This is a genomic window from Tatumella sp. UBA2305 (assembly GCF_002345795.1).
In the GTDB taxonomy this organism is placed as follows: domain Bacteria; phylum Pseudomonadota; class Gammaproteobacteria; order Enterobacterales; family Enterobacteriaceae; genus Tatumella; species Tatumella morbirosei.
On the sequence record NZ_DDVT01000027.1, the window covers coordinates 12,953 to 29,568 of the forward strand.

The 16,616-nt window shown below is 48.1% G+C and carries 16 protein-coding genes; all 16 read left to right on the forward strand.

Going from position 1 to position 16,616, the window contains the following annotated elements; genetic code table 11:
- Positions 1–73: 73 nt before the first annotated feature.
- The 16 genes from asnC (at position 74) to glmS (ending at position 16,561) form a co-directional block, all read left to right on the forward strand.
- Positions 74–535 (forward strand): transcriptional regulator AsnC, encoded by a 462-nt coding sequence (asnC, locus tag B3Z23_RS18475; protein ID WP_294912854.1) that lies wholly within the window; start codon positions 74–76, stop codon positions 533–535.
- A 153-nt stretch (positions 536–688) separates the two neighbouring features.
- Positions 689–1,129, forward strand: a complete 441-nt coding sequence (gene mioC, locus B3Z23_RS18480; protein WP_294912856.1) for an FMN-binding protein MioC — start codon at positions 689–691, stop codon at positions 1,127–1,129.
- A 439-nt stretch (positions 1,130–1,568) separates the two neighbouring features.
- Positions 1,569–3,458 (forward strand): tRNA uridine-5-carboxymethylaminomethyl(34) synthesis enzyme MnmG, encoded by a 1,890-nt coding sequence (gene mnmG / locus B3Z23_RS18485; RefSeq protein WP_294912858.1) that lies wholly within the window; start codon positions 1,569–1,571, stop codon positions 3,456–3,458.
- A gap of 56 nt (positions 3,459–3,514) precedes the next feature.
- A complete protein-coding gene (gene rsmG / locus B3Z23_RS18490) occupies positions 3,515–4,135 on the forward strand; it encodes a 16S rRNA (guanine(527)-N(7))-methyltransferase RsmG (RefSeq protein WP_294912860.1) in 621 nt (206 codons plus the stop codon).
- Positions 4,136–4,731: 596 nt separating this feature from the next.
- Positions 4,732–5,019 (forward strand): hypothetical protein, encoded by a 288-nt coding sequence (locus tag B3Z23_RS18495; protein ID WP_294912862.1) that lies wholly within the window; start codon positions 4,732–4,734, stop codon positions 5,017–5,019.
- 618 nt (positions 5,020–5,637) lie between these two features.
- On the forward strand, positions 5,638–6,018 hold the full coding sequence (gene atpI / locus B3Z23_RS18500; protein WP_038016182.1) for a F0F1 ATP synthase subunit I: 381 nt from the start codon (positions 5,638–5,640) through the stop codon (positions 6,016–6,018).
- Between the two features lie 8 nt (positions 6,019–6,026).
- Positions 6,027–6,845 carry a F0F1 ATP synthase subunit A gene (gene atpB, locus B3Z23_RS18505; RefSeq protein ID WP_038016184.1) on the forward strand — a complete coding sequence of 273 codons (819 nt, stop codon included), beginning with the start codon at positions 6,027–6,029 and terminating at the stop codon, positions 6,843–6,845.
- 49 nt (positions 6,846–6,894) lie between these two features.
- Positions 6,895–7,134, forward strand: coding sequence for a F0F1 ATP synthase subunit C (atpE, locus tag B3Z23_RS18510; RefSeq protein WP_038016186.1), 240 nt, complete (start codon positions 6,895–6,897; stop codon positions 7,132–7,134).
- Positions 7,135–7,250: 116 nt separating this feature from the next.
- The gene (atpF, locus tag B3Z23_RS18515) at positions 7,251–7,721 is read left to right on the forward strand and encodes a F0F1 ATP synthase subunit B (protein WP_038016188.1); all 471 of its coding nucleotides are present in this window, start codon (positions 7,251–7,253) and stop codon (positions 7,719–7,721) included.
- 14 nt (positions 7,722–7,735) lie between these two features.
- The gene (gene atpH / locus B3Z23_RS18520; protein WP_294912865.1) at positions 7,736–8,269 is read left to right on the forward strand and encodes a F0F1 ATP synthase subunit delta; all 534 of its coding nucleotides are present in this window, start codon (positions 7,736–7,738) and stop codon (positions 8,267–8,269) included.
- Positions 8,270–8,283: 14 nt separating this feature from the next.
- Positions 8,284–9,825, forward strand: coding sequence for a F0F1 ATP synthase subunit alpha (gene atpA, locus B3Z23_RS18525; protein ID WP_294912866.1), 1,542 nt, complete (start codon positions 8,284–8,286; stop codon positions 9,823–9,825).
- Positions 9,826–9,877: 52 nt separating this feature from the next.
- Entirely contained in the window at positions 9,878–10,744 is an 867-nt protein-coding gene (gene atpG, locus B3Z23_RS18530) for a F0F1 ATP synthase subunit gamma (protein ID WP_038016193.1), read from the forward strand.
- Positions 10,745–10,899: 155 nt separating this feature from the next.
- On the forward strand, positions 10,900–12,297 hold the full coding sequence (gene atpD, locus B3Z23_RS18535) for a F0F1 ATP synthase subunit beta (protein ID WP_038016195.1): 1,398 nt from the start codon (positions 10,900–10,902) through the stop codon (positions 12,295–12,297).
- A gap of 24 nt (positions 12,298–12,321) precedes the next feature.
- On the forward strand, positions 12,322–12,741 hold the full coding sequence (locus B3Z23_RS18540) for a F0F1 ATP synthase subunit epsilon (protein ID WP_038016197.1): 420 nt from the start codon (positions 12,322–12,324) through the stop codon (positions 12,739–12,741).
- Positions 12,742–13,202: 461 nt separating this feature from the next.
- Positions 13,203–14,570, forward strand: a complete 1,368-nt coding sequence (gene glmU, locus B3Z23_RS18545; RefSeq protein ID WP_294912913.1) for a bifunctional UDP-N-acetylglucosamine diphosphorylase/glucosamine-1-phosphate N-acetyltransferase GlmU — start codon at positions 13,203–13,205, stop codon at positions 14,568–14,570.
- Positions 14,571–14,734: 164 nt separating this feature from the next.
- Positions 14,735–16,561 (forward strand): glutamine--fructose-6-phosphate transaminase (isomerizing), encoded by a 1,827-nt coding sequence (glmS, locus tag B3Z23_RS18550; protein ID WP_294912869.1) that lies wholly within the window; start codon positions 14,735–14,737, stop codon positions 16,559–16,561.
- The last annotated feature ends 55 nt before the right edge of the window (positions 16,562–16,616 follow it).

Consider the following 16,616-nt stretch of genomic DNA (forward strand, 5'->3'; position numbering starts at 1 on the left):
ACTTATCCGCATTACTGTCACTCCTGCTGATGCTGTATACGGCATCCTGTGGCTGGATGATTAAGGAAAAAAAATGGCGGATGTGATGCAACTCGATCAGCTCGATCGCGATATTCTGAATGTGTTACTGAATAATGCCAGAACCGCTTATGCGGAGCTGGCTAAGCAGTTTAATGTCAGCGCAGGGACTATCCATGTCCGGGTCGAAAAAATGCGTCAGGCCGGGATTATTCTTGGTACCCGTATTGATGTAGACCCCCGGAAACTGGGGTTTGACGTATGTTGCTTTATCGGCATTATTCTGAAGAGTGCCAGGGATTATCCGTCAGCGCTAAGTAAACTGAAAGCTCTGGATGAAGTGGTCGAGGCCTGGTATACCACGGGTCATTACAGTATTTTTATTAAAGTAATGTGCCGCTCAATAGATGCGCTGCAACAGGTTCTGATCAATAAAATTCAAACCATTGATGAAATCCAGTCAACCGAAACCCTTATCTCATTGCAAAACCCCATCAGCCGTACAATCAAACCCTGACCAGCAGGATCTGTGTGGATAACCTTATACCCGCACAGGTCCCTGCTTTATCTGCCTTTTCTGTAAAAAATAAAAATGAATAACCTTGTTGTCCACAGGTGGATCACTGCTTGATCACAGCGTACAATGCGGCCTTTAACAGAGGGAAGACCGATGGCGGATATTACGTTTATCACAGGCAGCACCCTGGGCAGTGCTGAGTACGTTGCTGAAGAATTAGCAGCACTACTTGAAGAAGATGATATCTCCGGAGAAATCCTTCACGGACCCGCACTCGAAGATGTTCCCACCAAAGGATTTTGGTTACTGGTGACATCCACACATGGTGCCGGCGAAATCCCGGATAATCTTTTACCCTTCTGGGAAGCACTTAAAGAACAGCAACCGGATCTGTCAGAGGTAAGGTACGGGGCGATAGGTCTGGGGAATCACGAGTACGATCTGTTTTGCGGCGCGATCAGAACTCTGGATCAGTTACTTCAGTCTCTTGGGGCGACAAGGATCGGCGATCGTCTGGAGATTGATGTTTTGTTACATGACGTCCCTGAAGACCCGGCCAGTGAATGGTTATCACACTGGAAAAACCTGATTTAAGATCATCTTTCAGTGGCTGTTGATCGTTTAATTGTCATGATCCGTGGTGAATAGTGCTGTTTCATGATCTTTTTTATCATTATTTCTGTGGATAACTAGCCTGTTATATTGCGTATAACCGGTAGTTATCCAATGAATAACCTGAGATGCTTTTTTGAGCTGTGCATAAGTGGCTATTTTGATCTCAGCTTATTCGCGACAGGCACACCGATCATTCACAGCATTCGATCCTTATTAGCTTACTGTTAACTATAGGGAATTGGTACTTACCCACAAGATCGGGCGATCCTAATAAGAGATCTAACAGAAAGATCATACATAAAATAAAGATCTTTCTTTTAAAAGCTTAGGATCCTGCCACTTTCGCAAAACCCGGAATTTAAGTAGAATCCACTGCCGGGATATGATCCCACCCGTTAATTTACCGAGGTATCACTTCATGTTTTATCCAGATCCTTTTGACGTCATCATCATTGGTGGTGGTCATGCAGGAACGGAAGCCGCGATGGCAGCTGCCCGTATGGGTCAGCAAACCCTGCTACTGACCCACAATATCGATACGCTGGGACAAATGTCTTGTAATCCGGCGATCGGCGGGATCGGCAAGGGACATCTGGTGAAAGAAGTTGATGCTATGGGCGGTCTGATGGCTGAAGCTATCGATAAAGCCGGCATTCAGTTTAGAATACTAAACAGCAGCAAAGGACCTGCTGTCCGTGCTACCCGTGCTCAGGCTGACCGTGTGCTTTACCGTCAGGCTGTCAGAACCGCACTGGAAAACCAGCCGAATCTGATGATCTTTCAGCAAGCGGTGGAAGACCTGATTGTAGAAAATGATCAGGTCGTAGGTGCTGTGACTCAGATGGGATTACGTTTCCGTGCCAAAGCCGTAGTACTTACTGTCGGGACTTTCCTGGACGGTAAAATTCATATCGGAATGGACAATTACAGCGGCGGACGTGCCGGTGATCCACCCTCCATCCCTCTGGCACGACGGTTACGTGAACTGCCACTGCGTGTCAGTCGTCTGAAAACCGGGACTCCGCCACGAATTGATGCCAGAACTATCGATTTCTCTGTACTGGCAGCGCAGCATGGTGATGATCCTATGCCGGTATTTTCGTTTATGGGTAAAGCCTCGGATCATCCGGCACAGATGGCCTGTTATATCACCCATACTAACGAAGCCACTCATGATGTGATCCGTAATAACCTCGACCGCAGTCCGATGTATGCCGGAGTGATCGAAGGGATCGGCCCTCGTTACTGCCCGTCTATCGAAGATAAAGTAATGCGCTTTGCGGATCGTAATGCGCATCAGATCTTCCTTGAGCCGGAAGGACTGACCAGTAATGAAATCTACCCGAACGGAATTTCAACCAGTCTTCCGTTTGACGTGCAGATGAAAATTGTCCGTTCCATGCAGGGTCTGGAAAATGCGAAGATCGTTCGCCCGGGTTATGCGATTGAGTATGATTTCTTCGACCCTCGTGACCTGAAACCGACTCTGGAAAGCAAATACATCCATGGCTTATTTTTTGCCGGTCAGATTAACGGTACCACTGGCTATGAAGAAGCAGCCGCTCAGGGAATGCTGGCTGGCTTAAACGCAGGTCGTTATTCTGCAGATAAAGAGGGCTGGACTCCACGTCGTGACGAGGCTTATCTCGGAGTACTGGTGGATGATCTGTGCACACTGGGTACCAAAGAGCCCTACCGGATGTTTACCTCGCGTGCCGAATACCGTTTGATGCTGCGTGAAGATAATGCGGATTTACGCCTGACGGCGATTGGGCGTGAACTGGGTCTGGTCAATGACGACCGTTGGGCGAGCTTTAATCAGAAGCTCGAATCGATAGAACTTGAGCGCCAGCGGCTTCGGGATATCTGGGTCCATCCTAAATCTGATATCGTTTCTGAGGTTAACAGCCTGCTGAGCGCAGATCTGACCAAAGAGGCTAACGGAGAAGATTTACTGCGCCGTCCTGAACTCACTTATTCTCAATTGGTGACGTTACCGGCTTTCGGCCCTTCACTGACCAATCCATTGGCTGCTGAGCAGGTTGAGATTCAGGTAAAATATGAAGGTTATATTGCCCGTCAGAAAGAAGAAATCGATCGTCAGCAGCGCAACGAAAACACGCTGTTACCTACCGATCTTGATTACCGGAATGTCAGCGGGCTTTCCAACGAAGTGATCGCCAAACTCAACGATCATAAACCTTCTTCTATCGGTCAGGCATCCCGGATTTCAGGGATCACCCCTGCGGCAATCTCTATTTTGCTGATCTATCTGAAAAAACAGGGCTTACTGCGTAAAAGCGCCTGAGTTCTTAGCGACAACAGAGGAAACCGGCGGGTTTCCTCTGAAAACAGGAATTCCCCGTGATTAATACACTTTCTGCATTGCTTAATAAGGCTGGCATTACGCTAACCGATCAGCAAAAACAACAACTTGTTGGCTATGTAGGCTTACTGGATAAATGGAATAAAGCCTACAATCTCACCTCTGTTCGTGACCCTCAGCAAATGCTGATTCGTCATATTATGGACAGCATTGTCGTTGCTCCGTATCTGAAAGGGGAAAAGTTCATTGATGTGGGAACCGGCCCGGGTTTACCTGGTATCCCGCTGGCAATTGTCTGCCCAGGGGCCCGTTTTACCTTGCTCGACAGCCTGGGAAAACGGGTTCGTTTTTTACGTCAGGTTCAGCATGAACTTAATCTGGATAATATTATCCCTGTTCAGAGCAGGGTGGAGGCGTTCACTGATCAGCCTTTGTTTGACGGTGTTATCAGCAGAGCCTTTGCTTCGTTACAGGATATGGTCAACTGGTGTGGTCATCTGCCTGCTGCAGAGCAGGGCCGTTTCTATGCTCTAAAAGGGGTTGTGCCGGAAGATGAGCTGTCGGCATTACCCGACCATCTCCGTGTTGAGCAGGTTATAACATTGCAGGTGCCTGAACTGGAAGGTGAACGCCATCTGGTCATACTTAGCCAACACTAAATGCCGATTAAGTGATGCCTGAAGCCTTCAGGTATCACTCTGTTTTAGATTTTTCCGTTTGCACATAATCACCGTGGGTCATCCTTATTCCCCTCTAAAAACCATGTTAAACAGCAATCACCGCCAGATTCGGTACTCTGGTCGATATTTCTCAGACAATGATTAATCATTCTGTATTGATAGCGGACTATCAGCTAACAACATTTGCCTGTTTTTTCGCACTAAGTACAGGTTTCGTTAATGGGATAATTACCTGAACAGCATGAAAGTCTGTGTTATCTGAAATTTAGTAAACTCATGCTTTAAGTCATTATATCTTTATGAATTAAATGGTTTTAACTGGAATCTTATACTCTGATTTATAGGTATTTTTCCCACCAGAACTTAAAAACCCCAAAAAACATAAAGTAATATGATCATTTTTAGCTTAGTACAATACCTCCTGGTTTTAATTATTTTTATCTTTGTATCTTATTGTTTACTAAGCATTTTGTTTGATATAAATTAACAAAGTGATAGTTTCTGCTATCCGAACAGGAGTGAATGATTTCACGCCTTAAAATGTAATCAACTCATTGTTTAAATAAGGATATTTTATGAAAGAGCTTTCAGTGATCGAATCGAATCAGGTCAGTGGTGGTTTGTTTACATTTATCACCGGTCCTATTGGCGCTTTAATGGGTTTTACGATTGGCTCAATTGTAGATTCCGGTTACGCTTCACGTAATCTGAGTTCAAATTTTAAAACATCAGGCGCCATATTAGGGGCTGGCATTGGCGCGATTGTGGGTTTATCACCTATTCTGGCGACGGCCGGTATTGGGTTAGGAGTCTCGAGCATTGTCAAAAATGCCCGGAGTATCAAAGAGCAGATGGCGGGTTGATCGTCGTTAATTGATGTTCGGACCGTTATTGCTGACGGTTTTTTCATGGGGATTGATCGGTTCAATCCCTTTTTATCGATTTACTGATCTGTTGTGAGTTTTTTCTCGTTTATTCTGCTTTTTCCCGCAATAAAAATAACATTTATAATTCCAGCGAAAATATGAAATTAATGATACAGAAAAAACTTTAATTTATTGTTTTTTTTTAATCATTAAACTTTTTCTGTCATGCTATACCTGACTGAGTTGTAAAATAATTGCTAATAAAATGAAATAATGTGCGCGCTAATAACAACACGATTTGTGAGGTTAATTGTGTTTTTCAGGAGTAATATCCATTTCACCGTAAAAGCAGTCACTGACAGGACAGGCGAAAACCACGGGGCGGCAGGGTGAAAACACCGTAAATCTGCGATTTTTGGCGAAGATTATTGGGAAAAAGTCCTTTCCAGAAAGAATTTTAAATAATTGTTCACCTTTTCTCTACTTACAGATTGAAATCGTAGGAGTGCCCCGTATAATTTGCACGGCTTTTGCTGTTCATTCCTCCGGGAGTGACCACAGCAGTTTGTGAAGCACACGATATACCCAACATGAGTAAGGGAGAGTAAGAGAGTAATGTCTGTATCTCTTTATAGTTTGAGATTAGCAAGGACAGTGCTGCTTATTCAACTGATGACTTTTTTACTCATCAGTTCATTCTTTGCTTTGAAAAGCATTCACTGGGGAGCTTCTGCTCTGGCAGGGGGGCTATCGGCCTGGTTGCCGGCTGTCCTGTTTACGTTTCTGGCCTGGCGCCTGCAAGGGCAATTACCAGCAAAAGGGCGTGTTGCCTGGAGCTTTGCATTAGGTGAGGTACTCAAGGTATTCACCACCATCGTATTGCTTGTTGTGGCGTTGGGTGTGTTCGGGGCGGTGTTTTGGCCTCTTGGACTGAGCTGGTTATCGGTGCTGGTGGTGCAAATCATTGCACCGGTTGTAATTAACAAAAAAGGGTAAGATGCATCATGGCCGCAGGAGAAATCTCAACCCCACAGGAATACATAAGTCATCACCTGCAGCACTTGCAGCTTGATTTACGTACTTTCCAGTTGGTGAATGCGCACGACGCTCCGGCAACTTTCTGGACGTTAAACCTGGATTCCATGTTTTTCTCTGTCGTACTGGGTCTGGTCTTTCTGGTACTGTTCCGTAAAGTGGCAAAACACGTCACCAGCGGCGTTCCGGGAAAACTGCAGGCGGCTATTGAACTGGTTGTTGGTTTCGTCGATGGCAACGTTCGTGATATGTATCACGGCAAAAGCAAACTTATCGCCCCGCTGGCTCTGACAATTTTTGTCTGGGTCTTTTTAATGAACTTCATGGATTTGTTACCAATCGATCTGCTGCCTTATCTGGGTGAGCATGTTCTTGGTTTGCCGGCATTGCGTGTTGTGCCGTCCGCTGACGTGAATGTCACATTATCTATGGCGTTGGGCGTATTTATTTTGATTCTGTTCTACAGCATCAAAATGAAAGGCGTAAGTGGTTTTGCTAAAGAACTGACTTTACAGCCTTTCAACCACCCGATCTTTATCCCCATCAACCTGATTCTTGAAGGTGTTAGCCTGCTGTCTAAACCAGTATCTCTGGGTCTGCGACTGTTTGGTAACATGTATGCGGGTGAACTGATCTTTATCCTGATTGCGGGACTGTTACCGTGGTGGTCACAGTGGGTTCTGAATGTGCCATGGGCCATTTTCCACATTTTGATTATCTCGTTACAGGCGTTTATTTTCATGGTCCTCACGATTGTCTATCTCTCGATGGCATCTGAAGAGCATTGATTTTTTCTCTCAACACAACTGATTTTATTGAAACAAACTGGAGACTGTCATGGAAAACGTGAGTATGGATCTGCTGTACATGGCTGCTGCTATTATGATGGGTCTGGCGGCAATCGGTGCTGCGATCGGTATCGGCATCCTCGGGGGTAAATTTTTGGAAGGTGCTGCTCGTCAGCCTGACCTGATTCCACTGCTGCGCACTCAGTTCTTTGTTGTTATGGGTCTGGTGGATGCTATCCCAATGATCGCTGTAGGTCTGGGTCTCTACGTGATGTTTGCTGTCGCCTAGTCACGCCTGGTAATACGGTTGTTCATGGCGCGGTTTAACGCGAATGAACGAATTCTGCCGCTGACCAGGCAATTGGTTGCGGCAGATCAAGCTAACTTAAGAAGAGGCATTGTGCTGTGAATATTAATGCAACAATCCTCGGCCAGGCCATTGCGTTTATCCTGTTCGTCGCATTTTGTATGAAGTACGTATGGCCGCCGATTATGGCAGCTATCGAGAAACGTCAGAAAGAAGTTGCTGACAGTCTCGCTTCAGCAGAACGCGCTCAGAAAGAGCTGGATATCGCTCAGGCTAATGCGTCCGACCAGCTGAAAAAAGCCAAAGAAGATGCTCAGGTGATTATCGAGCAGGCAAATAAACGTCGTGCCCAGATTCTGGATGAAGCGAAAGCTGAAGCTGAAGCTGAACGTAACAAAATCGTTGCTCAGGCTCAGTCCGAAATCGATGCTGAACGTAAACGTGCTCGTGAAGAATTACGTAAGCAGGTTGCGTTACTGGCCGTTGCGGGTGCCGAGAAGATTATTGAGCGTTCCGTTGATGAAGCTGCTAACAGCGACATCGTTGATAAACTGGTCGCTGAACTGTAAGGAGGGAGGGGCTGATGTCTGAATTTACTACTGTAGCTCGCCCCTACGCCAAAGCAGCTTTTGACTTTGCTGTTGAGCATCAAAGTATTGATCGCTGGCAATCTATGCTGGCATTTTCTGCAGATGTTGCACGTGATGAACAAGTTGCTGATATCCTTTCCGGCGCGAAAGCACCTGAAGCAGTATCATCAACCTTTATTGCTATCTGCGGTGATCAACTCGATGAGAATGGCCAGAACCTGATTAAGGTGATGGCAAATAATAAACGTTTGAAAGCGCTTCCGGCGGTTTTGGAACAGTTCATTCAATTACGCGACGCTTATGAAGCGACTGCCGAGGTTGATGTTATTTCAGCCACTGAATTGAGTGAAGAGCAGCTGACTAAAATCAGTGCTGCGATGGAAAAACGTTTGTCACGCAAAGTTAAGCTGAATTGCAAAATCGATAAGTCTGTAATTGCGGGCGTAGTCATCCAGGCTGGTGACATGGTCATTGATGGTAGCGTTCGCGGCCGTCTTGATCGCCTGGCAGACGTCTTGCAGTCTTAAGGGGACTGGAGCATATGCAACTGAATTCCACCGAAATCAGCGAACTGATCAAGCAGCGCATTGCTCAGTTCAATGTGGTGAGCGAAGCTCACAATGAAGGTACTATTGTTTCTGTAAGTGACGGTATCATCCGCATCAACGGCCTGGCCGATGTTATGCAGGGTGAAATGATTGCCCTGCCGGGTAACCGTTACGCTATCGCACTGAACCTGGAGCGTGACTCTGTAGGTGCAGTGGTTATGGGCCCATACATGGATCTTGCCGAAGGCATGAAAGTGAAATGTACTGGCCGTATTCTGGAAGTACCGGTTGGTCGTGGTTTACTGGGGCGTGTTGTTAACACCCTGGGTGAGCCGATTGATGGTAAAGGTCCGGTCGACAACGATGGCTTCTCTCCTGTAGAAGTTATCGCTCCGGGCGTTATCGATCGTCAGTCTGTTGACCAGCCTGTTCAGACCGGTTACAAAGCTGTTGACTCCATGATCCCAGTGGGTCGTGGTCAGCGTGAGCTGATCATCGGTGACCGTCAGACCGGTAAAACCGCGATGGCTATCGATGCAATCATCAACCAGCGTGATTCCGGCATCAAATGTGTTTACGTTGCTATCGGTCAGAAAGCGTCCACTATCTCTAACGTGGTTCGTAAACTGGAAGAGCACGGCGCATTAGCCAACACCATCGTGGTGGTAGCTTCTGCTTCCGAATCTGCTGCCCTGCAGTACCTGGCGCCTTATGCTGGTTGTGCGATGGGTGAATACTTCCGTGACCGCGGTGAAGATGCACTGATTGTGTACGATGACCTGTCTAAACAGGCTGTTGCTTACCGTCAGATTTCACTGCTGCTGCGTCGTCCGCCAGGTCGTGAAGCTTTCCCTGGTGACGTTTTCTACCTCCACTCCCGTCTGCTGGAACGTGCATCTCGCGTAAGCGCTGATTACGTTGAAGCATTTACTAAGGGTGAAGTGAAAGGTCAAACCGGTTCTCTGACAGCTCTGCCTATCATTGAAACTCAGGCGGGTGACGTTTCAGCGTTCGTTCCGACTAACGTAATTTCGATTACTGATGGTCAGATCTTCCTGGAATCTAACCTGTTTAACTCCGGTATCCGTCCTGCAGTTAACCCAGGGATCTCTGTATCCCGTGTGGGTGGTGCTGCACAGACTAAAATCATCAAGAAACTGTCCGGAGGTATTCGTACCGCTCTGGCACAGTACCGTGAACTGGCTGCATTCTCTCAGTTCGCTTCTGACCTTGATGATGCTACCCGTAAGCAACTGGAACACGGTCAGAAAGTGACTGAACTGCTTAAGCAGAAACAGTACGCACCGATGTCTGTTGCTCAGCAGGGCCTGGTCCTGTTCGCGGTTGAGCGCGGTTACCTGGGCGATGTTGAGGTTGCTAAAATCCTCAGCTTTGAGTCCTCTCTGCTGGCGTTCGCTGATCGCGAACACGCTGAACTGATGCAGGAAATCAACCAAGCGGGTAACTTTAATGGCGAAATCGAAGAGAAGCTGAAAGCTCTGCTCGATTCGTTTAAAGCAACTCAGTCCTGGTAATGTCGTGCGGCTTGCCTGAAAGGGCAGGCCGTCTGACTTTGAGGAGAAGCTCATGGCCGGCGCAAAAGAAATACGTAGTAAGATCGGTAGCGTAAAAAATACGCAGAAGATCACCAAAGCGATGGAAATGGTCGCCGCCTCCAAAATGCGTAAAACGCAGGAACGCATGGCGGCCAGCCGTCCGTATGCAGAAACCATTCGCAAAGTGATTGGTCACTTGGCGTTAGGTAATCTGGAATACAAGCACCCTTACCTGGAAGAGCGTGACGTTAAGCGCGTCGGCTATCTGGTCGTTTCTACCGACCGCGGGCTTTGTGGTGGTTTGAACATTAACCTGTTCAAAAAATTGCTGGCAGATATGAAAGCATGGTCCGATAAAGGTGTTCAGAGTGATCTGGCCATTATTGGTTCTAAAGGCCTGTCTTTCTTCGGTGCTGCAGGGGCAAATATTGTGGCTCAGGTCAACGGTTTAGGTGATAAACCTGCACTGTCTGATTTGATTGGCCCGGTAAAAGTCATGCTGCAAGCCTACGACGAAGGCCGGATCGATAAGCTTTATGTCGTCAGTAACAAATTTAACAACACCATGTCCCAGACTCCGACCCTCAATCAGCTGCTGCCTTTACCGCCAGCAGAAAATGATGAAGAGTTGAAGAAGAAAACCTGGGATTACCTGTACGAACCCGATCCGAAAGCGCTGCTGGATACTCTGCTGCGTCGTTATGTCGAGTCTCAGGTTTATCAGGGTGTTGTAGAGAACCTGGCCAGCGAGCAGGCAGCACGTATGGTGGCGATGAAAGCCGCAACCGATAACGGTGGCGAACTTATCAAAGAGCTTCAGTTGGTTTACAACAAAGCCCGCCAGGCCAGCATCACCCAGGAACTTACCGAGATCGTCTCGGGGGCCTCCGCGGTTTAACCAGGTATTCCCTGATGAGTTGGTGTTACAGCAAGGCGGCCAGTGAGCGAATCCAGGTAAGCTGACTCAGGTCAGTGACCCGGATGAAAGAACGCAGATAACGCGGCTGTAACGTCAAATTAGACGGGAAAAACGAATTAGGTAGAGGATTCAAGATGGCAGCTGGAAAGATTGTCCAGATTATCGGCGCCGTAGTTGACGTCGAGTTCCCTCAGGAAGCTGTACCGCAGGTGTACAACGCTCTTGAGGTTGAAAATGGTAATACCCCTCTGGTGCTGGAAGTTCAGCAGCAGCTGGGCGGTGGTGTTGTTCGTACGATTGCAATGGGGACTTCTGACGGCCTGAAGCGTGGCCTTAAGGTGACCGATCTGCAGAAACCGATTCAGGTTCCGGTCGGTAAAGCGACTCTGGGCCGTATCATGAACGTCCTGGGTCAGCCAATCGATATGAAAGGCGAACTGCAGAACGAAGATGGTAGCACTGTTGAGGTTAACTCAATCCACCGTGCCGCACCAAGCTATGAAGAACTGGCTAACTCCACTGAACTGCTGGAAACTGGCATCAAGGTTATCGACCTGATCTGTCCGTTTGCTAAAGGTGGTAAAGTGGGTCTGTTCGGTGGTGCGGGTGTTGGTAAGACCGTAAACATGATGGAACTGATCCGTAACATCGCGATCGAACACTCCGGTTACTCTGTATTCGCAGGGGTCGGTGAGCGTACTCGTGAAGGTAACGACTTCTATCATGAAATGACCGAGTCTAACGTTCTGGATAAAGTTGCTCTGGTTTATGGGCAGATGAACGAGCCACCAGGAAACCGTCTGCGTGTTGCGTTGACTGGTCTGACTATGGCTGAGAAATTCCGTGACGAAGGCCGTGATGTTCTGCTGTTCGTAGATAACATTTACCGTTATACCCTGGCCGGTACTGAAGTATCAGCTCTGCTGGGTCGTATGCCTTCTGCGGTAGGTTATCAGCCAACACTGGCAGAAGAGATGGGTGTGCTGCAGGAACGTATCACGTCAACCAAAACAGGTTCTATCACCTCCGTACAGGCGGTGTATGTTCCTGCGGATGACCTGACTGACCCGTCTCCGGCAACGACCTTTGCTCACCTGGACTCAACCGTGACTCTGAGCCGTCAGATTGCATCCCTGGGTATCTACCCGGCCGTTGACCCGCTGGATTCCACCAGCCGTCAGTTGGACCCAATGGTAGTTGGCCAGGAGCACTACGATGTAGCTCGTGGCGTTCAGTCTCTGTTACAGCGTTATCAGGAACTGAAAGACATCATCGCAATTCTGGGTATGGATGAACTGTCTGAAGACGACAAACTGCTGGTGTCTCGTGCACGTAAAATTCAGCGTTTCCTGTCTCAGCCATTCTTCGTCGCAGAGATCTTTACCGGCGCACCTGGTAAATACGTTTCTCTGAAAGACACCATCCGTGGCTTCAAAGGAATTATGGATGGCGAGTTTGACCATCTGCCTGAGCAAGCTTTCTATATGGTTGGTTCCATCGACGAAGCTGTAGAAAAAGCGAAGAAACTGTAATTTCAGTTTCCCGGGAGGATTGATATGGCTAAGAGTTATCGCCTGGATGTTGTCAGCGCTGAACAGCAGATGTTTGCCGGTAATGTACAGCATATCCAGGTCTCAGGAAGCGAAGGTGAGCTGGGAATTTTCCACGGCCATACTCCGCTCCTGACTGCCATCAAACCTGGTATGGTTCGTATCGTTAAAGAGAATAACAGCGAAGAGTTTATCTATCTCTCCGGTGGTATTCTGGAAGTTCAGCCAACCAATGTGACGGTCATGGCCGATACTGCCATCCGTGGTGAGGATCTGGACGAAGCACGTGCTCTGGAAGCAAAACGTAAAGCAGAAGATCACATGAGTAAGAGCCACGGAGACGTGGATTACGCTCAGGCCTCTGCTGAACTGGCGAAAGCTATTGCGAAGTTGCGCGTCATCGAACTGACCAGGAAAGCAATGTAAATTCATTATGTTGCAAAAAAGCCGGTAAGCAGAAGCTTACCGGCTTTTTTTATGGCATCAGCTCACCCTCAGTCGCCGCCGGGATTTATCTGCAACTGGTGCCAGCAGTCTAATGTGCTGATACAGGCGAGATCCTGATTCGGCAATATTTTAAGATGAAACTGCGGTACGGTGTCCTTCCACAACTATAAGCTCTTTCTGGCTAATTGATGGTGAGCTGAGGAATCTCCTTCTGTATCACCATGATGGTAAAGGTCTTCTCGTTTTCGCCAGCGGCCTCTCCCTCTGGTGACTTTGTGATTTATCAGTCAAATCGTCCGGGATTGGCGGGTATTCATCTCACAGAGGATTAAAGTTGAAGGGTATTGTCATTCTTCGTTCGGGTAGATTATGCAGTAAAGTATCATTATCCTTTGCGGTATACTGAATTTTTTACCGACGAATGAAAGCGATGGCGGATGATGGCAGATAAACAAATGAGTGTGGTTATCCTTGCAGCAGGCAAGGGAACACGAATGTATTCAGACCTTCCGAAAGTTCTTCATCCGCTGGCAGGCAAACCGATGGTGCAGCATGTGATTGATGCGGCAAAGGGGCTAAACGCAGAAAATATACATCTGGTGTATGGTCATGGCGGAGAGTTACTGAAAACCACCCTCAATGATTCTGCTTTACACTGGATCGAACAGGCCGAACAGTTAGGAACCGGCCATGCAATGCAACAGGCGGCTCCGTGGTTTGCTCAGGATGAAGATATTCTGATGCTCTACGGAGATGTACCGCTGATTTCGCAACAAACGTTACAGCGGCTACGTGAGCAAAAACCGGAAGGCGGCATCGGATTGTTAACGGTAGTGCTGGAAAATCCGTTTGGCTATGGGCGTATCGTTCGTGAAAACGGAGAGATTACCGGGATTATTGAGCAAAAAGATGCCAGCCCTGAGCAACTCAATATTACTGAAATCAATACCGGTATTCTTGTGGCCGACAGCAACGATCTGCAACGTTGGCTGGCAAAACTGAGCAATAATAATGCTCAGCGAGAATATTACATCACCGATATCATTGCTATGGCACATCAGGAAGGCCGCCGTATCGTTGCCGTTCATCCACAAAGCAGCAGCGAAACTGAAGGGGTGAATAACCGCCAGCAGCTGGCGACGCTGGAACGTATCTACCAGCGCGAAACAGCAGATAAATTATTGCTGGCAGGTGTCATGCTGAGTGATCCGACACGTTTTGATTTGCGGGGCACCCTGCAACATGGCCGTGATGTCACCATCGATATCAATGTGATTCTGGAAGGCCAGGTCATTCTGGGCAATGGTGTAACCATCGGTGCCGGATGTGTGATAAAAAACAGTGTGATAGGCGATGGCTGTGAAATTAGTCCCTATTCGGTGATCGAAGATGCCACTCTGGAGGCTGTCTGTACTGTGGGGCCGTTTGCCCGTCTCCGTCCGGGAACTGTTCTGGCGGAGCAGGTACATGTCGGCAACTTTGTTGAAGTCAAAAAAGCGATATTGGGTAAAGGTACCAAAGCCGGGCATTTAAGCTATCTGGGAGATGCGCAGATTGGCACCAATGTGAATATCGGTGCCGGCACCATCACCTGCAACTATGACGGGAAGAACAAATCCCAAACTATCATTGGCGATGATGTTTTTGTCGGATCCGACAGCCAGTTTATTGCACCGGTGACTGTTGCGGATGGTGTCACTATTGCGGCCGGCACGACAGTGATGAAGGATGTAAACGAGGAGTCACTGGTTTATAATCCGAAGCAACAAACCGAAAAAACCGGCTGGTCAAGGCCTGCAAAAAAATAAACATTCTGATTTTTTTCCGGACAGCCGGCAAAGACTGGCTGCCGGATAAGCTGTAACAATAATAACCCCCACTCTCTACAAGGCTCGGGGGATCCGTACAACGGAATATCAGGTCAGACGACAATCTCTATGGCGAATACGCCATAACGTCAGGATTAAAAAATATGTGTGGAATAGTGGGTGCAGTTGCACAACGTGATATTGCGGAAATTCTGCTGGAAGGTTTACGCCGTCTGGAATACCGTGGCTATGACTCTGCCGGACTGGCAGTGGTCAATCAACCGGGCGAAATTATCCGTCTGCGTCGTTTAGGTAAAGTACAGGCGCTGGTGGAAGCCGCTGAGCAGCAGCCGTTACCTGGTGGTACCGGTATTGCCCACACCCGTTGGGCAACCCATGGTGAACCTTCCGAAGAGAACGCACATCCTCATGTCTCCGGTAATATTGTGCTGGTACATAACGGAATTATCGAGAACCATGAAGAACTGCGGGTTAGAGTTACAGAACTTGGCTATAAGTTCACTTCAGAAACCGATACTGAAGTGGTCGCTCATCTGATTAATGATGAGCAGAAGCGTGGCGGATCACTGTGTGAAATCGTTCAGCGGGTGATTAAACAGTTACGTGGTGCCTACGGCATGGTGATCATGGACAGTAATGATCCCTCCGTGCTGGTGGCCGCTCGTTCCGGAAGTCCTCTGGTGATTGGTTGCGGTGTGGGTGAAAACTTTATTGCTTCTGATCAGCTGGCATTGCTGCCGGTAACCCGTCGCTTTATCTACCTTGAAGAAGGGGATGTGGCTGAAGTCACCCGCCGTTCAGTCACTATCTATGCCAATGGTAAAGTAGTCTCCCGTCCGGAGATTGAATCTTCCGCACAATACGATGCCGGTGATAAAGGTCTTTACCGCCATTACATGCAGAAAGAGATCTACGAACAGCCCATGGCAGTGAAAAGCACTCTGCAGGGGCGTTTTCATCAGGGAGTCGTTGATCTGGAAGAACTTGGCCCGGATGCAGAGGCTCTGCTCAGCAAAGTTGAGCATATCCAGATAGTGGCCTGTGGAACGTCTTATAATTCCGGGCTGGTTTCACGCTACTGGTTCGAATCGCTGGCTGGTATCCCGTGTGATGTCGAAATTGCCAGTGAATTTCGTTACCGCAAACCAGCAGTCAGAAAAAACAGCCTGTTGATTACCCTGTCTCAGTCGGGGGAAACTGCGGATACTCTCGGGGCGTTGCGTCTGTCTAAGCAACTGGGTTTCCTGGGATCTCTGGCTATCTGTAACGTGGCAGCCTCTTCTCTGGTACGCGAATCAGATTTAGCGCTGATGACCCGGGCCGGTGTGGAAATCGGGGTGGCTTCCACCAAAGCATTTACCACTCAGTTGACCGTACTACTGATGCTGGTGGCGCAGATGGCAAGGCTGAACGGTAAGCCGGAACAGGTTGAGCATGACATTGTCCATGCGTTACAGGCCCTGCCAAGCCGGATAGAGCAGATTCTGTCCCATGATAAGCAGATTGAAGCCCTGGCTGAAGGTTTTTCTGACAAGCACCACGCACTGTTCCTGGGCCGTGGTGATCAGTACCCGATTGCCATGGAAGGGGCGCTGAAGCTGAAGGAGATCTCCTATATTCATGCTGAAGCTTACGCCGCGGGAGAACTGAAACACGGACCTCTGGCCCTGATTGATGCGGATATGCCGGTCATCATTATTGCTCCAAATAATGAATTGCTGGAAAAATTAAAATCCAACATCGAAGAAGTTCGCGCCCGTGGCGGTCTGTTGTATGTCTTTGCCGATCAGGATGCCGGTTTCACCGACAGCCCTAATATGAAAATCGTTCAACTGCCGCATGTGGAAGAAGTCCTGGCACCGATTTTCTACACCATCCCGATGCAGTTACTTTCTTATCATATCGCCCTGATTAAAGGGACCGATGTTGATCAGCCACGTAACCTGGCAAAATCGGTGACGGTGGAGTAATCCGTAGCTTCGGTTGGTTATCCTTGTGGGATGACAAGATAGTTTAAAGTGGAAA